The sequence below is a fragment of the Pseudoalteromonas sp. APAL1 genome, from assembly GCF_021532475.1.
In the GTDB taxonomy this organism is placed as follows: domain Bacteria; phylum Pseudomonadota; class Gammaproteobacteria; order Enterobacterales; family Alteromonadaceae; genus Pseudoalteromonas; species Pseudoalteromonas lipolytica_C.
In genome coordinates this window covers 1-16435 of sequence record NZ_JAKGAW010000067.1, presented here as the reverse complement: position 1 = coordinate 16435, position 16435 = coordinate 1, and the positions used below count along the sequence as shown (strand labels likewise).

The 16435-nt window shown below is 37.1% G+C and carries 12 protein-coding genes and 1 pseudogene; 11 read left to right on the top strand and 2 right to left on the bottom strand.

The features are described 5' to 3' along the window. The 10 genes and pseudogenes from L1264_RS20005 to L1264_RS19960 form a co-directional block, all read left to right on the top strand. A partial coding sequence (locus tag L1264_RS20005; RefSeq protein ID WP_235404472.1) for a transposase occupies positions 1 to 335 on the top strand: 335 nt, incomplete at its 5' end. Positions 336 to 1069: 734 nt separating this feature from the next. Then, positions 1070 to 6661 (top strand): hypothetical protein, encoded by a 5592-nt coding sequence (locus L1264_RS20000; protein WP_235404471.1) that lies wholly within the window; start codon positions 1070 to 1072, stop codon positions 6659 to 6661. A 274-nt stretch (positions 6662 to 6935) separates the two neighbouring features. Continuing rightward, positions 6936 to 7268 carry a type II toxin-antitoxin system RelE/ParE family toxin gene (locus L1264_RS19995; protein WP_036973792.1) on the top strand — a complete coding sequence of 111 codons (333 nt, stop codon included), beginning with the start codon at positions 6936 to 6938 and terminating at the stop codon, positions 7266 to 7268. Between the two features lie 74 nt (positions 7269 to 7342). Further along, positions 7343 to 7657 (top strand): helix-turn-helix domain-containing protein, encoded by a 315-nt coding sequence (locus L1264_RS19990; protein WP_036973979.1) that lies wholly within the window; start codon positions 7343 to 7345, stop codon positions 7655 to 7657. Positions 7658 to 8137: 480 nt separating this feature from the next. Beyond that, a complete protein-coding gene (lepB, locus tag L1264_RS19985) occupies positions 8138 to 8638 on the top strand; it encodes a signal peptidase I (protein WP_051501951.1) in 501 nt (166 codons plus the stop codon). Beyond that, on the top strand, positions 8625 to 9803 hold the full coding sequence (locus L1264_RS19980; protein ID WP_036973793.1) for a TrbC family F-type conjugative pilus assembly protein: 1179 nt from the start codon (positions 8625 to 8627) through the stop codon (positions 9801 to 9803). The genes lepB and L1264_RS19980 overlap by 14 nt, the downstream gene beginning before the upstream one ends. Next, positions 9800 to 9949, top strand: a complete 150-nt coding sequence (locus L1264_RS19975; protein ID WP_155950869.1) for a hypothetical protein — start codon at positions 9800 to 9802, stop codon at positions 9947 to 9949. The genes L1264_RS19980 and L1264_RS19975 overlap by 4 nt, the downstream gene beginning before the upstream one ends. Further along, complete coding sequence (locus L1264_RS19970) at positions 9949 to 10992, top strand: TraU family protein (protein WP_036973794.1); 1044 nt, start codon at positions 9949 to 9951, stop codon at positions 10990 to 10992. The genes L1264_RS19975 and L1264_RS19970 overlap by 1 nt, the downstream gene beginning before the upstream one ends. Before the next feature lie 357 nt (positions 10993 to 11349). Next, the gene (locus L1264_RS19965; RefSeq protein ID WP_155950870.1) at positions 11350 to 11856 is read left to right on the top strand and encodes a hypothetical protein; all 507 of its coding nucleotides are present in this window, start codon (positions 11350 to 11352) and stop codon (positions 11854 to 11856) included. Between the two features lie 211 nt (positions 11857 to 12067). Continuing rightward, positions 12068 to 12550, top strand: a pseudogene (locus tag L1264_RS19960) (GGDEF domain-containing protein); the annotation flags it as partial. Between the two features lie 42 nt (positions 12551 to 12592). On the opposite strand, the gene L1264_RS19955 reads toward L1264_RS19960, so the two are convergent. Together L1264_RS19955 and tnpA are read right to left on the bottom strand one after the other, a co-directional pair. Next, entirely contained in the window at positions 12593 to 14419 is a 1827-nt protein-coding gene (locus L1264_RS19955; protein ID WP_036973798.1) for a tetratricopeptide repeat-containing diguanylate cyclase, read from the bottom strand. A gap of 1107 nt (positions 14420 to 15526) precedes the next feature. Then, the gene (gene tnpA / locus L1264_RS19950) at positions 15527 to 15982 is read right to left on the bottom strand and encodes an IS200/IS605 family transposase (protein WP_206769683.1); all 456 of its coding nucleotides are present in this window, start codon (positions 15980 to 15982) and stop codon (positions 15527 to 15529) included. A 77-nt stretch (positions 15983 to 16059) separates the two neighbouring features. Between tnpA and L1264_RS19945 the strand changes: the two genes are divergently transcribed. After that, positions 16060 to 16435, top strand: a 376-nt coding sequence (locus tag L1264_RS19945) for a helix-turn-helix domain-containing protein (protein ID WP_235404469.1), incomplete at its 3' end; no start/stop codon positions are given.

Below are 16435 nucleotides of genomic sequence, written 5' to 3'. Positions count from 1 at the left end.
TAACTCAGCTTTCAAAATACAAAGCTGAGTTAGAGGGTAAGTTGTATCACGAAATTGGTCGATTTGAGAAGTCCACTGGGATCTGCTCAGAGTGCGGCCAAAACCATGTTTTAACATTGAACGATAGGTATTTCACTTGTGTAGCTTGCGGAACGTATCAAAACCGTGATCTATCGTCGGCTAAGAGCATAGAAAAGACAGGTGAATTAGATTTAATTGCGGCTGGCATCGTCGCAAGGGTAGCACCCGTATCTCAGGAGAAACAATCCGTTAAAACGAAAGTCTTCGAATTATCGAAGTTGGATTTTGGATCTGAGAAAAAAGAAGCAGCCTAGTCGTTAAGCTAGACTGTAGAAGCCCAGTGATCAGAGCGAAGCGATGTCGCTGGGTAGTTCACCGCCAACTAGAATATAAAAGTGCTCTCTGACGACTACTTTACCGATCTTCTCCCACTTGAGATAGCTAACCCCCGAATTTGATTTACGCTCAAAACCTACTTCTGAGAATACAAACAGACATTCACCTTCTTTAACTTTTTTTAGATAAAAAACAAAAAACCAAATAGGATATGCTAGAACTTTAAAATACCAAGCGCGTACAAATTTTTCGCCGAACTCAAAGCTACAGACATCGGTTAAAAAGTTAAAATATTCTATTAGCCTGTATTGGATAGTTATCGTATACATGAGTGAAGCTCTAATTTCAGTATTTACTCGACAATTTGTTAGTGTTTCATTACGACTAATGAGCTGAGGCTATATATTTTCATCAAGCAAATTTAATTTGACTGCCAGTCGTAATTGAAAATTTGTGCGTGTCACTCAGTTTTATCATATAACAACTAAACCTAGTGTTTGCTTTTTAAGCAAATATTGTTTTTTAATATCATTGCAAGTCCTAAAAATTAAGTTGTAGAACTATTATTTTAGAGCTCCTGCTATTCAAATCATTGGATATTCAACGAATCAGTCGATGAAACGAATTTTTCTTCTAATTCAATTCTTTTTCAGCCTTTATTGTTTAGCTAAGTTGGTAAGTTAACTCTGAGTAATTCCAACAAGGTCTAATAATGAGATATTTAAAGGCAGCGGCTTTAACTACTTTGATGTTTTCATTTAGCGCTATTGCTATCACAACTATCAAAGGAACGATGAATGTCTACAAACCAGAATTTGTCATCGAGAACAAATCAGGCACACTTATTTCAAACGTAAGAAACTTCAAGCTTGAGGCTCGCCAAACTGTTATAGACGATTACTGTACTGTCACTACAGATAACAATTTAGCATTACAAGGGGGAACCTTAAACGCTGGATATTGTTTATTTGAATGGAATAACACAGCCGGTTATTCAATTGATGGATTTAAAGTTGAAGGCATTGCCTCCAATTCAGGTCCGAATAGTATTGGCTACTCAATTTATTATTATTCAGGGTCGGCAAAAGCAAAAAAGTTAGTTGATACAAAAAACTTTATTTTTAATTTTGCAGCTCCAGTTAAGCCTACTGTCCAAGGATACTCAGTTAAGCTTGGAAACTCATGGAAAAGTGTAGGTAATCATACCAATTACAACCCCACAAACAAGCTTTCTGCAGTTAGAGTTAATGTTGACGCAAGGGATTACAGTCAGAAGGTTTCTATCCCATCGCTTGGTAGCTGTACAGTAGTAAATGGCGCTACTTCATGCGATATTTCATTTTCAGGAATAAAGCTTGGTGATGCTATTTCAAATAAAATGGGCTCTTTAAGCTATCAAGTGTCAGTTGATTCGAGTAATAGTTATTGGGGAGTCAGTAACACCAAACATGCTTTAACTGTTCCTTGGAATTACCAACCAACAAAAATTGACCTTTTTGAGGTTAATTCAATGCCTGCTAGTTATACGACTACAAAGACAATAAACGTTAATAGCAAATCAATTCAAGTTTCGAATAACACAGCTAAACTCGTTTTAAATAAGCCTTCAAGCGAGATTGTTGGCGATTGGTGGGCCCCATCTGAGTTAAATGTAAAATTCAGCCGAAATAGTCAGCCAACCATTTCAAGTGGCATCACCTATAGCGGGAATGTTCTATATACAAAAGATGGCTCACTAGTTACAGCAAATAAGACTATTACGAACACTAAGAGAGAAAGTGTAAATGGTGCATATGTTTACACGTTCGATATGACGCAAATTGAAGATGGTTATTATGGTGCTTCTGTGGCTTTCACAAATTCAAGTGGCATCCCTTCTAACCAAAATTTTAATGGGTTAAGAATTAACAAAACTGCCCCAAAAATTGATATTTTCAAATCAGGTGTTAAGCAAAATAACAGCAGTAACTTTGCATACAATCAAGAGCTGGTAATTTCAACTTTCAATTCATTTACAGATGACGTTGACCTGGTATCGATTCAAGTTAACTCTTCTGACGTTGCTTTTAACAAGCCAAAAATCGGTGTGGCCACAATACCCGACACTGTTATGTTCAAAAATGGCTTAAATACAATAAAAGTTACGGTCAAGGATACTCTGGGACATTTATATTCCAGAACAATCACACTAAATAAAGTTCAAGACGAAATCGAGTTTAAGATTAACAATTTAGGTGGTCGATTAGTATCTCACGTAATAGAGTCTAGTTTTGAAGCAGTCCAAACTAAGTTTTCAAGTTTCTGTGACATTGTGACTAATGAAGCGGTTGCAATTGGTACCAACAATAATGTGTCAGGAAAGTGTTATTTTGAATGGGTTGGTATGGATGAGCTTGATAGAGATAACTTCTCTCTGAAAGGTCGATTGAGAATGAGCGGAGTTGTGCCTGTTGGGTATAAAGTGTTTGCCTATTTTGGTGCGGAAAAAGAGAAAACACTAATCAATTCTGGAACTACATCTTTTAACGTCGAGGCTCCAATTGCGCCTGAACTAACAAAATATTCTATTTATGTAGGGAATAAATGGATCGACAATAATAGCGATGTAAATCACGATCCAAACGCTCCGGTTAAAGCCATTTCAATCACTACAAAGCCAGTTAATTATTCACAACAGGTAATTGTCGATAATTTGGGGAGTTGTTTAATAAATGCTGGAAGTACATCCTGCACAATAAATATCACTCCTTATTACCTTGGAACTAAAAATTACACTGGCTATGAGGATGGCATTGTTTCTCACCAGTTTAAGATAAATTCAATTAATAAGTACTTTACTGATAAAGAAATAAACTCTCAGGCCATTGTAAGTTGGGAATACGCATACTCTCGGGTAGAGCAAGTAAAAGTTAATGCAAGGGCTAGTGGTTTGCCATTGAGCTTTGGCTTGTTAGGCGCTTCTATAGATGTTGAGAACGAAACAGCGAGAGTTGTATTTGATAAACCGTCTCCAGCTATATCAGGTACATGGTGGCTTCCTAAATCGATTGAGCTTGAGTTTAAGGTTAGTGGTTCGCACGAAGCTCTTAAGGAGCTTGAATTTGACGGGACTACTCTTTTTAAAAACGATAATATTACTGAAGGTGAAACTGTAATAGTAAAAAATCTAACCGGGCCTGAAGTTATTAATAACAAGTTTATTTATACAGCTGATGTGCAGAGTGTACCAGATGGGCACTACAATATTACGGTTACTTCAAAGTACTTATATTCAAAATCAGATAAAAAAGAATTTAAAAATGCTGCATTCTTATCTCGTAAGCAGCCATTAATTTCTATTTTCAGAAACAGCCAAAGTATGGAGGAAAATGATGAGTTCTACTTTGATAGTGAACTGTTAGTAGCTGGGTTTAATGGTTACGTAAATGGTGTCACTATTGAGAGTGTACAATCAAACGGTGTGCCATTAAGCTTAAATTCTGTTGGTGACGGTATCGTCACTATTAATGGCTTAACTCAACAGTTATCACCAAAAGATAATGCAAAAATTAGTGTTGTAGTTAAAAACTCTTCAGGTGATAAATTTAATTATATTCTAAATGTTGTCTTTGCTCCTATGTCGTTTGATATAAAGCATCGTGAAAACGACTATCTACCGTTCAGACTAATTGAATTGGTTTATTTAGATTCTGAACAAGTGAGCGGCGAAGAGTGCCGGTTCTATAGTGAAAGAGACCTCGCGGTTAAATATGCGCGCAAAGGTGTTAAAAGCTGCATATTCAATTGGGTTAATTTACCAGAAGGCTTTGAAATATCATTGCGAGGTAGAACACCATCGGCTGTTGGTTATTTAGACAAAACGCTTGTAGAAATTGAAAGCGATATCGAAATAATTAATGAGTTTGGTGAAACACTGATCATACCTAATGAAAAGACACTGATTTCTTCTCAGGAACCAACAGGGATTTCAGTTGAAGCTAGCTCAAGGCGAGAACTTATAAACGGATTTTATCCAGTTGAATACTCGGGTGGTGAAATTGTCAGAATGGGTACTGTATCGAGCCCTGGTTCATTAGATATGACATTCGACACCAAAGGGGTTAGCCAAACATTTCCGAAAAACCCTTCTACAAGAACAGGTGAAATATTTAGAACATCTGGTAGGTTCGATATGCCTTTTGAAGTTGAACGCAATCTATGGGAAGTATTCCCTATCGATTACAACGTTAAGTACCATAGAATGCCAGAAATAAATGCATCCCAAAGCATTAAAGCTTTAGTCGTTCCTGATAGCACACTTGGCGTTAATCTAGATTTTCAAGATGATCAGATCCTATCTACCGATGAAGTAACAGCTAAAATCAACCTTGGGAATTACAATCGAATCGATGGATGGGTTTATGACAAAAGCTCAATGGGTGAATGGGAAGTTTACATAGGTAAGTATGACAGAAGAAATATACCTGAACCATTAACAGAAACTGTCACAATTGATGCGAAAGGAGAAGCCTTCATAAAAATGCCAATGGAAGTTATTGGCGAAGAAAGTGGAATTTATGTTGCAGTAGCAAAAGCAAAAACACCTATACCTGATTATGAGTACTATATTCAGTCTGCTCGTGCATACTTTATTGTGTACAAAGGCACTAAAATTGAAGGGGAGCTAAAGGATGGCTTAATTAAGGGCCGGATACCATTGAGAGCTTCAGCAATTTACTCACCTGAAGACCGAGCAGATGTTGGATCACTTGGCCGAGTTGTGTGGGAAGTTTCAAGTAACGGTTCAGATTGGAGGGAGTCTACAGAACATAAAGATACTTTACGTTGGCGTAAGCGATATGAAAACGAAGAAATTGAATACTTGAGAGTTAAAGTTGAAAATAAGTTTACAGGCGAATGGTCAACTAGCGGTACTCTAAAAGTTGTTGCTTTTGAAAAACCTGAACTATTAATTCAACAAACTAATGAAGTTCTATTTAATGAAGCTGCAAAGTTCGTTTTGTATGACGGAGATAACCTCGTTCAAAATGGGGATGGTGTTATCGAGTGGTCAACTGATAATCGTAAGTCTTGGTTCTCAGGTCCAGCAGAAATCTCATTCTATAAAGATGACTTTACAGGAAGAGATATCAATGCCCGAATGAAATATAACGGGATAGCAAGTGACAGTAGTTTGGGTGATGAAGCTTTTGTCGAAGCTAGGGCGCGATACTACTTCTTAAGAGCGCCACGATTCTATTTTGATTTAGATGTCCCTGATCTAGTCGAAGTCGGCTCTACACACCACATTAAAGGAAGCTCTTTCACAAGAACTGAGTCTATTAATGGTAGGACTCAAAACCAATGGGTGTTACCGGATGGGAAAGTAATAAATGATAGTGAATTTGACCTGACATTTAGTGAAAATCTTCTTGAAGGAAGAAACTTTATTCTGACCTACCAAGCTTGGGTAGAGGGGTCAAAGCAAGAGACAATCAACGAGACTAGAGTTCGTGTGAAAAGCTGGACATACGAGTTTCCTGAAATTGAACTAAACATGCCAGCTACAGTAAATTATATGCCTTCTAAACATATTGCATGGGTAGGCTTAGAGCGTCATTTTGCTCCTGGCGTCGAGTATGCATATGAGCTACTAAAAACACCCGGAGTTAAAGTGTTAAATCAAGATGACGGCAAGTTTACTCTGCAGTTTTCCCAAGAAGGAATGAAAAATCTCATGTTTAGGGTTACAAACAGCAGGGGACAAAGTAAAGAAGTAAGCCAAATTGTAGAAGTTTTACCTCCAACACCATTAGAAATTGAGATTGTGCGTACATTCAGTAATGAATACCTGAGATATCCACTAGATGTATCACTTAGATCTCGTGTATGGCTTTCACATCCAGATGATAGAGTTGCAGTGTATAAATGGTACTTGGATGGCGAGCTTGTCATGGAAAGCAAGCGTTATAGAGAAAGTATTGGAGATTTATCAGTTGGCAATCATTCTATCCGCGTCGATGTTGAAACTGAGTTTGGTCAGACTGGTTCGCAGTCATTTGAAGTGAACGTGATACCAAATCAGAAACCAACCGGAAGTATTAATATGCATGAAACAGATCAAGTGTTTGAATTACATCTCAACTGTAATGACTCGGATGGTCGAATTGCTGCGACTACATGGCAGTTAAATGGTGAGTTACTAACGCATTCTCATAATATTATCCAATTCAGCAAGGATAAGCTAAAAGGCACAAATTATGTTGTAGGTAGATGTTATGACGATAGTTTTGAATTCATAGATATCACTCAGACAATTCATTAAATGATATGTGAATATGGCAGCTATTTTTACTGCCATATTCATAAAAAATGAACAACTTTTAATTGGGCTCAAATGTTGCTGAAAGGTTGAAAATTATTGAGCGGCTCGTTAGTAATCCATTTGGCCAAAAATATTGATCATGGTGTTGTGGAGGATCTGTTTGGTCATGCATCGAGACAAGTTGTGACAGATAAATACAGCGGTAATCTACTGCAATTATCAGACGCCATTAATAGCGTATACTCAAGAATAAAAATGACAGGGCATTAGGAAGTTGAAAAAATTTAAGTTTATAAACAATCAATCAAAAAAAGAGTTTCTAGCGTTGCCCGATAAAATTCAAAAGCGCTTTGCAAATGATTTAAACGCTATTTGTCAAAACAAAGAGCCATTTAGCAAGTTTAAGCACTTAAAGGAAAGTGTAGGCATTGGTGCAGTTGAGCTAATAGAGAACGGCAGGCCAGCATATCGAACGATTTACGTTGCTAAGTTTGCAGATACAGTGTTCATCTTGCATTCGTTTACCAAGACGACTAACGAAGTCGATAAACAGGCTATGGACACTGCAAAGAAGCGGTACAAGCTAATGCAAAAAGAAATTAAATGAAAAATATATCAACACTTGTATATATATCATTGCTGATATATAGTGCTTATAAGTTAATCAATAAGGTTTTTAAGATGACTCTTGAATACTCAAATATCTTTGATGCAATCACCGAAGATAAAGCAGAAGCCTCTGAATTACAGACACGATCAGATCTGATGATTGTCATTCGTGACATTATCAATGCCAAAAATTGGTCACAGGCCGACGCTGCAGCTCAATTAGGGCTAACGCAACCTCGCGTGAGCGATTTAGTTAATGGGCGAATTGAAAAGTTCAGCATTGATAAGCTAATGACTTGCTTGTATCGCATAGGTTTCCGTTTTAAGCCTGCGTTTGCTGATAATCAATTAACAATGGCTGTAGAAGCAGTTACAACTAACAAATGATTGAAATACGCATAAAGTAAGGTGCTAAAGCAAAGGCTGAACTTCAAGGTAATGCGGTGAGAGATATCGCTGGTTACCTCAAAAACTACTCTGCGGGTATAGAGTAACTAGCGAAAGAGATTTGACTTGACCATATAGATCTTTCGACTTTGGGACACAGAAATTTAGAATTAGTTTCCACGATCTAGGAACCCTATACTTGATGGTATTGTTCAATTCTCTGAAATTGATGAGATATTAAAAACTTTAATTAAATAAGCACATTTAAGACAGAAAATGTATAAGTTACAAAAAAGGTAGCCTCAACCAAAGGCTACCTTTTTTTATACTAGAGTTCTTTGGAGGAGACTTTAGTATGTCGTTAATGTACCACAAATACTTTCTTAATCGCCAAAAAAAATTCAATACGAAAGAAAATCTCAGAATTACTCAAAAATCTCACTGTAGAATTTATTTACGTTCTCACAAAAACAATTAGCTATGAATAGCATAAAGTTGAAAAGCACAGTCATAGTATGCCTTACACTACTTGGCTTATATTGGTTAGCGGAATTATTTTTTGCTCGCTTCACATTTTCTTTTCCTACATTTCAAGAGCAATGTTTGTATGCTCACATGTTCATAGTCGACAATCGTGATAAGGATATTAAAAGGGGAGATTTAGTTGCATTCAAATTTAACAAGGAAGATAAAAATTTTGATAAAGGGTTGAACTTCATAAAAATTGCAGCTGGTGTTCCTGGCGATGAAATCAAGTTCTCGCCAAATGAAATGCTTGTAAATCGAGTCGAATCCAAAATTGCTGGAATGACGCATGCCATTAATTTCTTACAGTTAAACCCAAAAGAGTATGAGCGACAAATTACCTTGAATGAAAATGAATTCTTTATGGTTGGTGAGACTATTTATAGCTATGACAGCAGGTTTTGGGGGCCAATAAATGAAGAGGATATTTTGGGGAAAGCATATGCAATTTTTTAAGTCGATACTTTTGCTTTGTGCGTTCTCAGTCTCCGTAAGTGCCAATCAAAAAAACAAATATGATGTTTCTAGTTTTCAAGACGCTGCGAATAAGGCTGTCGAGAAAGCCAAAGAAAATGGGTGGTTAAAAGATATAGATAAGCCAACAATTCAAGAAAACGATATAGCTTTAGCCAAGTCAATTGCAGATCAGGCTGTTGTTATTTCCAGTGATACAATGAAGAGAGCACTTCCACAACAAGAAAATAAAATTGATTTATTAGAAGGTACAGATGGCGCTATTTTTGTGAGTTTCTCAATGCCCAGAAGAGCACTTATTGATGCCTTCAAAGTGGCCAAAGAGCATAACCTAACAATTTTATTTAGAGGGTTAGAAAAAGGGGCTACACACATATCATCGACGATGAAGCTTATTCAGAAATTAAGTGCTATATCAAACGTAGAACCAAATGTAGGAATAAACCCACTAAGATTTAAAGAGTTTAATGTAACCGGTGTACCAACTATCGTCATAAGAAATGGTAATAAGCATCTTATTGCTCAGGGCACATTGAATGCGCAATATGCAAAAGAGCAGTTTGATCAAAAACAAGGCGATTTCAAGTTTGAACCATTAGGTCAATTATTCAATATTGACGAACCTGACATCATAGAGCAAATGAAAGCTGTAGCAGGCAAGATTGATTGGGCTGAGAAGCAACGTTTAGCAAAAGAAAGGTTCTGGAAGAAATATAAAACTTACCCTCTCCCCACGTCAGATGAATCTAAGCAGTGGCTAATAGATACGACTGTTCGCGTAACTCAAGATATCAAAAATGGCCGTGGAGAAATATTGGCTCGAGCTGGCGACATAACAAACCCTTTAAAACAATACCCTATGCATTTAACCATTTTTGTAATTGATCCCTATGTGAAGTCACAGGTTGATTGGGTTAAGGAAGAATTAAAATCGATATCAGGACAGTTTCAGATTCATCTAACCCATATGGATAAAGACAAAGGGTGGGATGAGCTTAGTAAGTTTCGAAATGAGTTTGGGGCACCAGTTTTCATTTTGCCTAAACAAGTTATTGAGAAATTTAAAGTGGAAGCTACACCAAGCAAAATCGAAACACAAAGCAATGGCTATTTACTGGTACGTCAATTCGATTGGAGTGAAAAATGAAATTAATTTTAGTTGGGTTAGGCGTTTTGGGTGGGATCTATTTAAGTTACGAGTACCCCACTGTAGCAAAGCAAATTTGGGATACCGCTTGGCATTACTTTCTAATCGCATTTAATTGGTTAGAGTCAAAAGTGGGCCAATTGTAATGCGCTTTACATTGATTTCCCTTATTTTCTTAGTTGCTTTATTTTCAACGCAAACAAAAGCTCAAGGTAACGCATGCAATAACGCGAATGTATTTAGCAACATAATAAATGAAGTTTGTTGGTCGTGCTTCTTGCCAGTACGATTGATGGGAGTAGGTCCAAAACCAAATGGGGCTGCACCTGACCAATCGATTTGTGCTTGTAATGATGCTCTTGGAATCCCGGAGTTTGGCTATCAACTGGGGTTTTGGCAGCCGTCTAGATTAGTCGAACATGTGAGAGTTCCATGGTGTGCACCCGCATTAGGGGGAGTTAGGCTTCAGGATGATCTATTTTCATTGTCGACTGGAGTGGATGTTAAAAGTTCCGGTGGTGCAGACTTGGCAACGTACCAATACCATTACTATTCATACCCATTATTTGCGATGTTGGAAATTTTGTATTTGCCTAAATGTGGTGGTGAATATACAGATTTTGATTTGATGTACCTTAGCGAGATTGATCCAACTTGGAACAATGATTTGCTCTCAATTTTACTATCCCCAGAAGCATTTATATTTGCAAATCCAATTGCAAAAGCGTGGTGTACTGCGGATTGTGCCGCAATTACAGCAGGAGATGTTCAAGAATCTACATATGGTTGTGCTGGCTGCGACGGAAGTCTCTATCCATTTACTGGAAATGTTTATCATGGTGAGTCTGGGCCGCGTGTAACTTCTCTTTTGACACAACGTGTACTTGCGAGTTTGCACCGAAAGGGGTTGGCTAGAAAAACAATCGGAGAGGATGCAATGTGTAAACCCGAGTTTTGGCCAATGATCCCCAAATCCCAGTATAAGCTTTCGATGCTTCATCCCGTAGCTGAAGCTGATATAAACTCCCCCAATGGTAAGTGCTGTCACCCATTGGGGGAGTCTGAACATAAATGGTCTACAGCGGCAGGTGGTAGAACCATCCCAGGTCTTGAAGACTACCTATATTTACTGTGGCGGTTTAATGACTGTTGCGTAATTAGTTCTGGTATTAATGTGCCTTCAAAATAGTGAGTAATTGTACTTTCTGTTCCAAAACTGGAATGGTTTCTGAGAAGAATGGAATAGAAAGTCTTTTCTGACAAGGCTTTTAGCGCGGAGGGGAATATCGATATTTTTGATTTTCTGATAAGTGTTATTCAGCCATAAATGCTCTTTGAACAAGATATTACTCCACGTATTGTCAGTTATGAATAAAAAAACACTATATACGCGACTTTCCTTCTTCATAGTATAAAAATGAATCAATTAGTGACATTGCGCATTAGGGGGGTTATGCAATAAGATCTGTAAGTAGATGGAAATATTGCGTAAATGTAAAAACTAGCGCTATTCTAGTTTCGCTATTCAAGGAAGGAGTTTGTCCTCGTGTTGTCATTCCAAACCCTCGCAATGTTGTTCCTACTGGCTATTTCTAACTTAAGTATTTGGCTTGCAGATGGTTTCATTACATTTATTGCATTTACCGATAATGTCGCAAGTATGACTTTTTCACAGCTACTCAATGCAATGACCGAGCTTAATTTGTTTGTGATTTTAGCATTACCTGAATACTGGCATGCGAATTCCCATCATTCATTTTTGGAAGCTCCAGCATTTTGGTTTGAGCCTGCAACAAGTATTGCTGCGTTCATCACGTTTTGCTTGTTATTGCTATTTTCAAGTATTGTTCATTCGTTAATAGGTTACACAATTGCAGCTATCATGCTTGTACTTGGGATTGGCTATATGTTAGTCAGCTGGGGTATTTTAGTGGATGTAACAGAGCCACAGCAGGTTGGCTCATTTTTAAGCATCGGTGTACAGGGCTTGTTAGTTCATTCGATATTTTGTTTTGGATCTTTGCTATTTATAATAATAAAAAATGCGTACTAAAAATATACTCTATTAATAATATTAAGCTTGCTCAGTCATTTTTGCATTGCAGGTGATGTAAGTTGGCAAAAACAAGCAATAGAGCAAACAAGGCTCAATGTTATTTTTTTGTTAACATTGCTGTTTTTGCCGTTGTACAGGAATTAACATTATGGCAATTAGTAAAAAATAACGAGCCAATCAACATCATTATTAACAAAGTGAGTTAGACACCTTAACACAATTATTGAATCGTCATGGTTTCCATCAAAGTGTTAACAAGCTTGATGATAAATCTGGGTTTTTATTAATCGCAGATATAAATAACTTTAAATCTATTAATGATCGTTTTGGGCATAATATTGGTGATAAGGTTTTGCATCGCGTAGCACAAACATTAAAAGAACAAGTTCGTGGTAGTGATATTGTAGCTCGTTATGTGGGGGAGAAATTTGTGATATTTTTCCCTTCACAAGATAGTGACCAACTAAAGTTGATCTCCCACAGATTAATTTGTTCTGTAAGCGCACTCGATTTTTCAGATTTAAACGAAAATCTAACGCAAGTTACTATAAGTGTAGGCCTTGATAAAGGTAGTGTTGAGGCTAATCATTTTGAGCTGTTGTATGAAAAAGCAGATACACTCTTGTACAAAGCTAAAAGCTCAGGTAAAAATCAATTTATTATGGGGCACCTTGAACGTGTGACTGTTTAAATTAGCTTAGATCAATATTCACATGTCTAGCTTAAGCAAAAGTTAAACTACCACACTATTTTTGCCATTTTGCTTGGCTTTGTATAAGTTCAGATCAACACGTTTTGCTGCCTGTTCAGCAGTCTCATGCGGGGTTATTTCAATAACACCAATGCTTACGGTTGAATTAATACCCAAAGAAGTATGTTGTTTTTCTGCTATTGAATGCCTAATTCGCCCCGCAATGTCTTTTGCATTTTCGAGAGTTTGGTTTTCAAGCACAATCAAAAACTCTTCACCACCGACTCGTCCCACCATACCTGAACAGCGAACTGTGCTTACAATGGTATTTACGACAGAAATGATAAGCTCATCGCCAATATCATGGCCGTATTGATCATTTACAGCTTTAAAATGGTCAATATCAATAGAAATCAGTGAACTTACTTGCTTATTGTGTAAGTTTTTTTGCATGACACTTCGCTTTAAATTAATGATAGCTCTGCGATTTGCTATGCCTGTAAGTTCGTCTTTTAAGGCGAGTACTTCAAAATACTTTTTTTGGCGGACTTGTTTAAAGCTGTAAATGGCAAATAGGATTAAACATACGCTGGCAATAATGAGTGTTAAGCGCTGCCAAAAGGCTTTATCTTCAGCCACTGTTAGTAACTCTTTTTGCAGAGCTGAAGCTTGTTCTAGACGAGTTATTTCACGCTTCTGTTGTTCAAAGTTAAAGTTTAGACGTGCTGATATAAGGGCGTTATTGGCTATGTCTGTTTGCTTTTGTTTTATTATTATTATTAGTTGTTGTTGAGCATTTATGTGTAATAAGGAATCATTTGTAGCTTCAGCAATTAATGAGGCAAAGCTTAAATACCTTTCTTTAAAACTGACCGGCCATGAGTTTTGCTTAGTTTGTAACTTGTTAAATAAAGTGAGAGCTGCGTTTAGATTATTGCTTTTTAAGTGCCATTGGGCTTGTGTCATAGTTAGTAGTGTTGTGATCCAGCTATCATCTATCTTAAGTTTATCAACAGCGGTTAAATATGACTTTGCAGCATTGAGCTGGTTTAGTTCGGTGTACAACTCAGCTAATTTTATCAATACATAAGCATAACCGTTATCGCTTTCGTAAGACCTTACATCTTTTTTGATTGACTGATACAACTCTATAGCTTTAGGGAGATTTCCGCTTTTTTCATGGGCAAAAGCGATCTGATCGATTACTTTGTAATGTTCTTGTTTATTAAATTTGGCTAATTCGGTTGCAGAGCGTTGCAGTTGTTCAATTGCTAGATCAAAGTTGTAAAGAGCAATATGAATATCTGCTATTTCTTTTAGGGCAAGAGCTTGTTCATAGCTATTTCCTGATTTTTCAAATAGCTGATAGGCTTTTTGCGCTGCATGGAATGCATCTTCATAGTTTCCTTGGGCTAAGTAAATACGATTGAGTACTGTACTAGCGTTAGCAATGCCGTTTAGCTCTTCAGGGTTTTGCGTGTTTGCAGAGTTTTGAGTTATAGGGGTTAAAAGTATTGTGGCTAATTGGTAATTGCCTTGGTTGTACTCTTGGAAAGCTTCACAGACTGTGAGGTTTTGTTTTAATATTTCGCTACCTGAGTTATGAATTATTGACTTTGCATTATTTAAAAAGTCATTGTAATGGAGTAGCCCATTAGATGTAGTGACATCAGAAAACCAACACTTAAACGCCATTACTCGCGCATCATCAAGCACATTTTTATATGGCATTCCTTGTTCTAACTTTTCTAAAATAGCTCTCGACTCAGAGAAGGTGGTATAGCCATAAAGAACCTTATCTATTTCATTTTTTACTTCATTGGCGGTTAAATTGGCAGAAAAAAGAACAAAGCATAAAACCCTTAACATTTAAACTGTTACTCCATCAACTACTATTCCGTTACTAAAATTTAGTTATTATTTTTAATTGAGGTTAACATAAAAGTTGTTCAATAATAACAATTACGAGAAGCTTAAAACTCGAAAGGTTTTGGTTTTCTGCTGCCTTTTAGATTCCATCAAAGATTTGCTTAATTTCAGCGACTTTTCGTAATAAAACACAAATTCCAATGTTTTATCAGAAACTTTAATAACTCTCTATCAGAAACTGATACACAATTTTATCGTCTGTAGTATAGCTAAATTCCAGCCTTGGATCAGAAAGAACAATGGTTTTAGCTTAGCTAATTTTTTGGAAGCTGCGCGACCTCTAGATACTCCGGCTGTTGAAAGTGTTGAAAGTGTTGTAAGGGTAGCTCCTTTTATATAAGCTCATATTGCGTTCGTTAGCTTTACATATTTAGGGACTCATTTGGGAAAATTTGTTTTTAGCAAAAAATTACTAGGTAATTGAGCGATACCCCCTAGATTTATCTAATTTTAATATTAAATTAAGCTTATACTTGTTTCGGTTTTTTTTACTCCACCTATAAAAAGTTAATATTAAAAACATGGAGTTATTGAAACAACAGTGTGAAGTGAATCACTTATGGGCGCCACCTTAATGTCGAATAAGGGGGGCTCATAAAGTTTCGAAAAATTTTTAAGTATGGAAGTTTGACAATAATAAGCACAGCCTCTATATTTAAAGTGTATTTCATAAATTATTGAGCCAGCAATTTCCTAATTGATTATCAATACCCAAGCATACAAACTCACCTTCATCCCTAAGTTTGTATGCTTTTTTCTTTTGTATCCTAGTTTAGCCAGAATGACGCTGGATTTGCTTTTTGTGCTTCTATACTTTGCTGGTTTGGTATTCTATAACAGAGGTTTAGCTATTAGGTGACATTATGTTCTTGTCGAGCATTTTCTATTGCTAAAGACTCCCTATATTCAGCAGTTTCTGCTGTCAGTTTCCAATGAACATCAGGTAAATCCTGTTGCTCAACTACTTGTCTAACCTCTGCTATAGAGGTTTTGAACATTAGGCTTGCGCAATCTCACCCTTTCAAGGGCGAGTCAAGCAAGAGGTAACTAGTCTTTTTTCTGACTTAAAGCGCGTGAAGTTTTTACGGCTCTTTCACTTGGCGGTGTGTTTTGATTTTCAATGTACTGCTTAATTACATCCAAACTCGCGCCGCCGCATGACACGACACAATAACTAGGCGACCAAAAGTGATTTCCCCAAAGCATCGTCTTAATCCGATTCCAATACTCACGCCTTAGTATATATGACGACTTCCCTTTTAATTTGCCAACCAAATTCGATACAGCAACTTTGGGGTGAATAGACACCATTAAGTGAACGTGGTCATGTTCTCCACCAAACTCTAAAAGCTCGCAATCCATTTGCTTACAGGTTTCCTCCATTATCTCTTTGGTTCTATCTAACATCTCTTTAGTGAAAACGTCTCTTCGGTATTTTGTAACAAATACTAGATGAGCATTATTTTTAAATAGGCAGCTTCTGCCTGTTCTCCATTCGTACATTTTACTTATAGACTAGATTGACAATTTAACGCTAAGTGTAATAATAGTTACCGCAATTGACAACCTACGGAAAGAGCATGCTAACTGGCATTAAGCTACGTGCTAACCCAACATCATATCAAAAACTGGTTTTAAGCCAGTGGATGGGTTGCGCACGCAGTATTTGGAATGCCAAAGTTGACGAAGAAAAGTATTACCGCACCTTTGCACGTAAATACTACCCAACGGGCACTTATGCCCCAATTGACCAGAAAACATCACAATTCAAGTCGAAGGAGTTAACCCCTTGGCTATCTCGATGCCCTAGTCAGATTATCCGAAACAGTGCGGTTAACTGGTATCAGACTTACCAAAAATTCATGAAAGGCGTGTGTGGGCGACCTAAGCGCAAACCTAAAACTGACCGAGGTAGCATCTATCTTACTCGTGAGGTGTTCAGCTTCGAACGTTGCG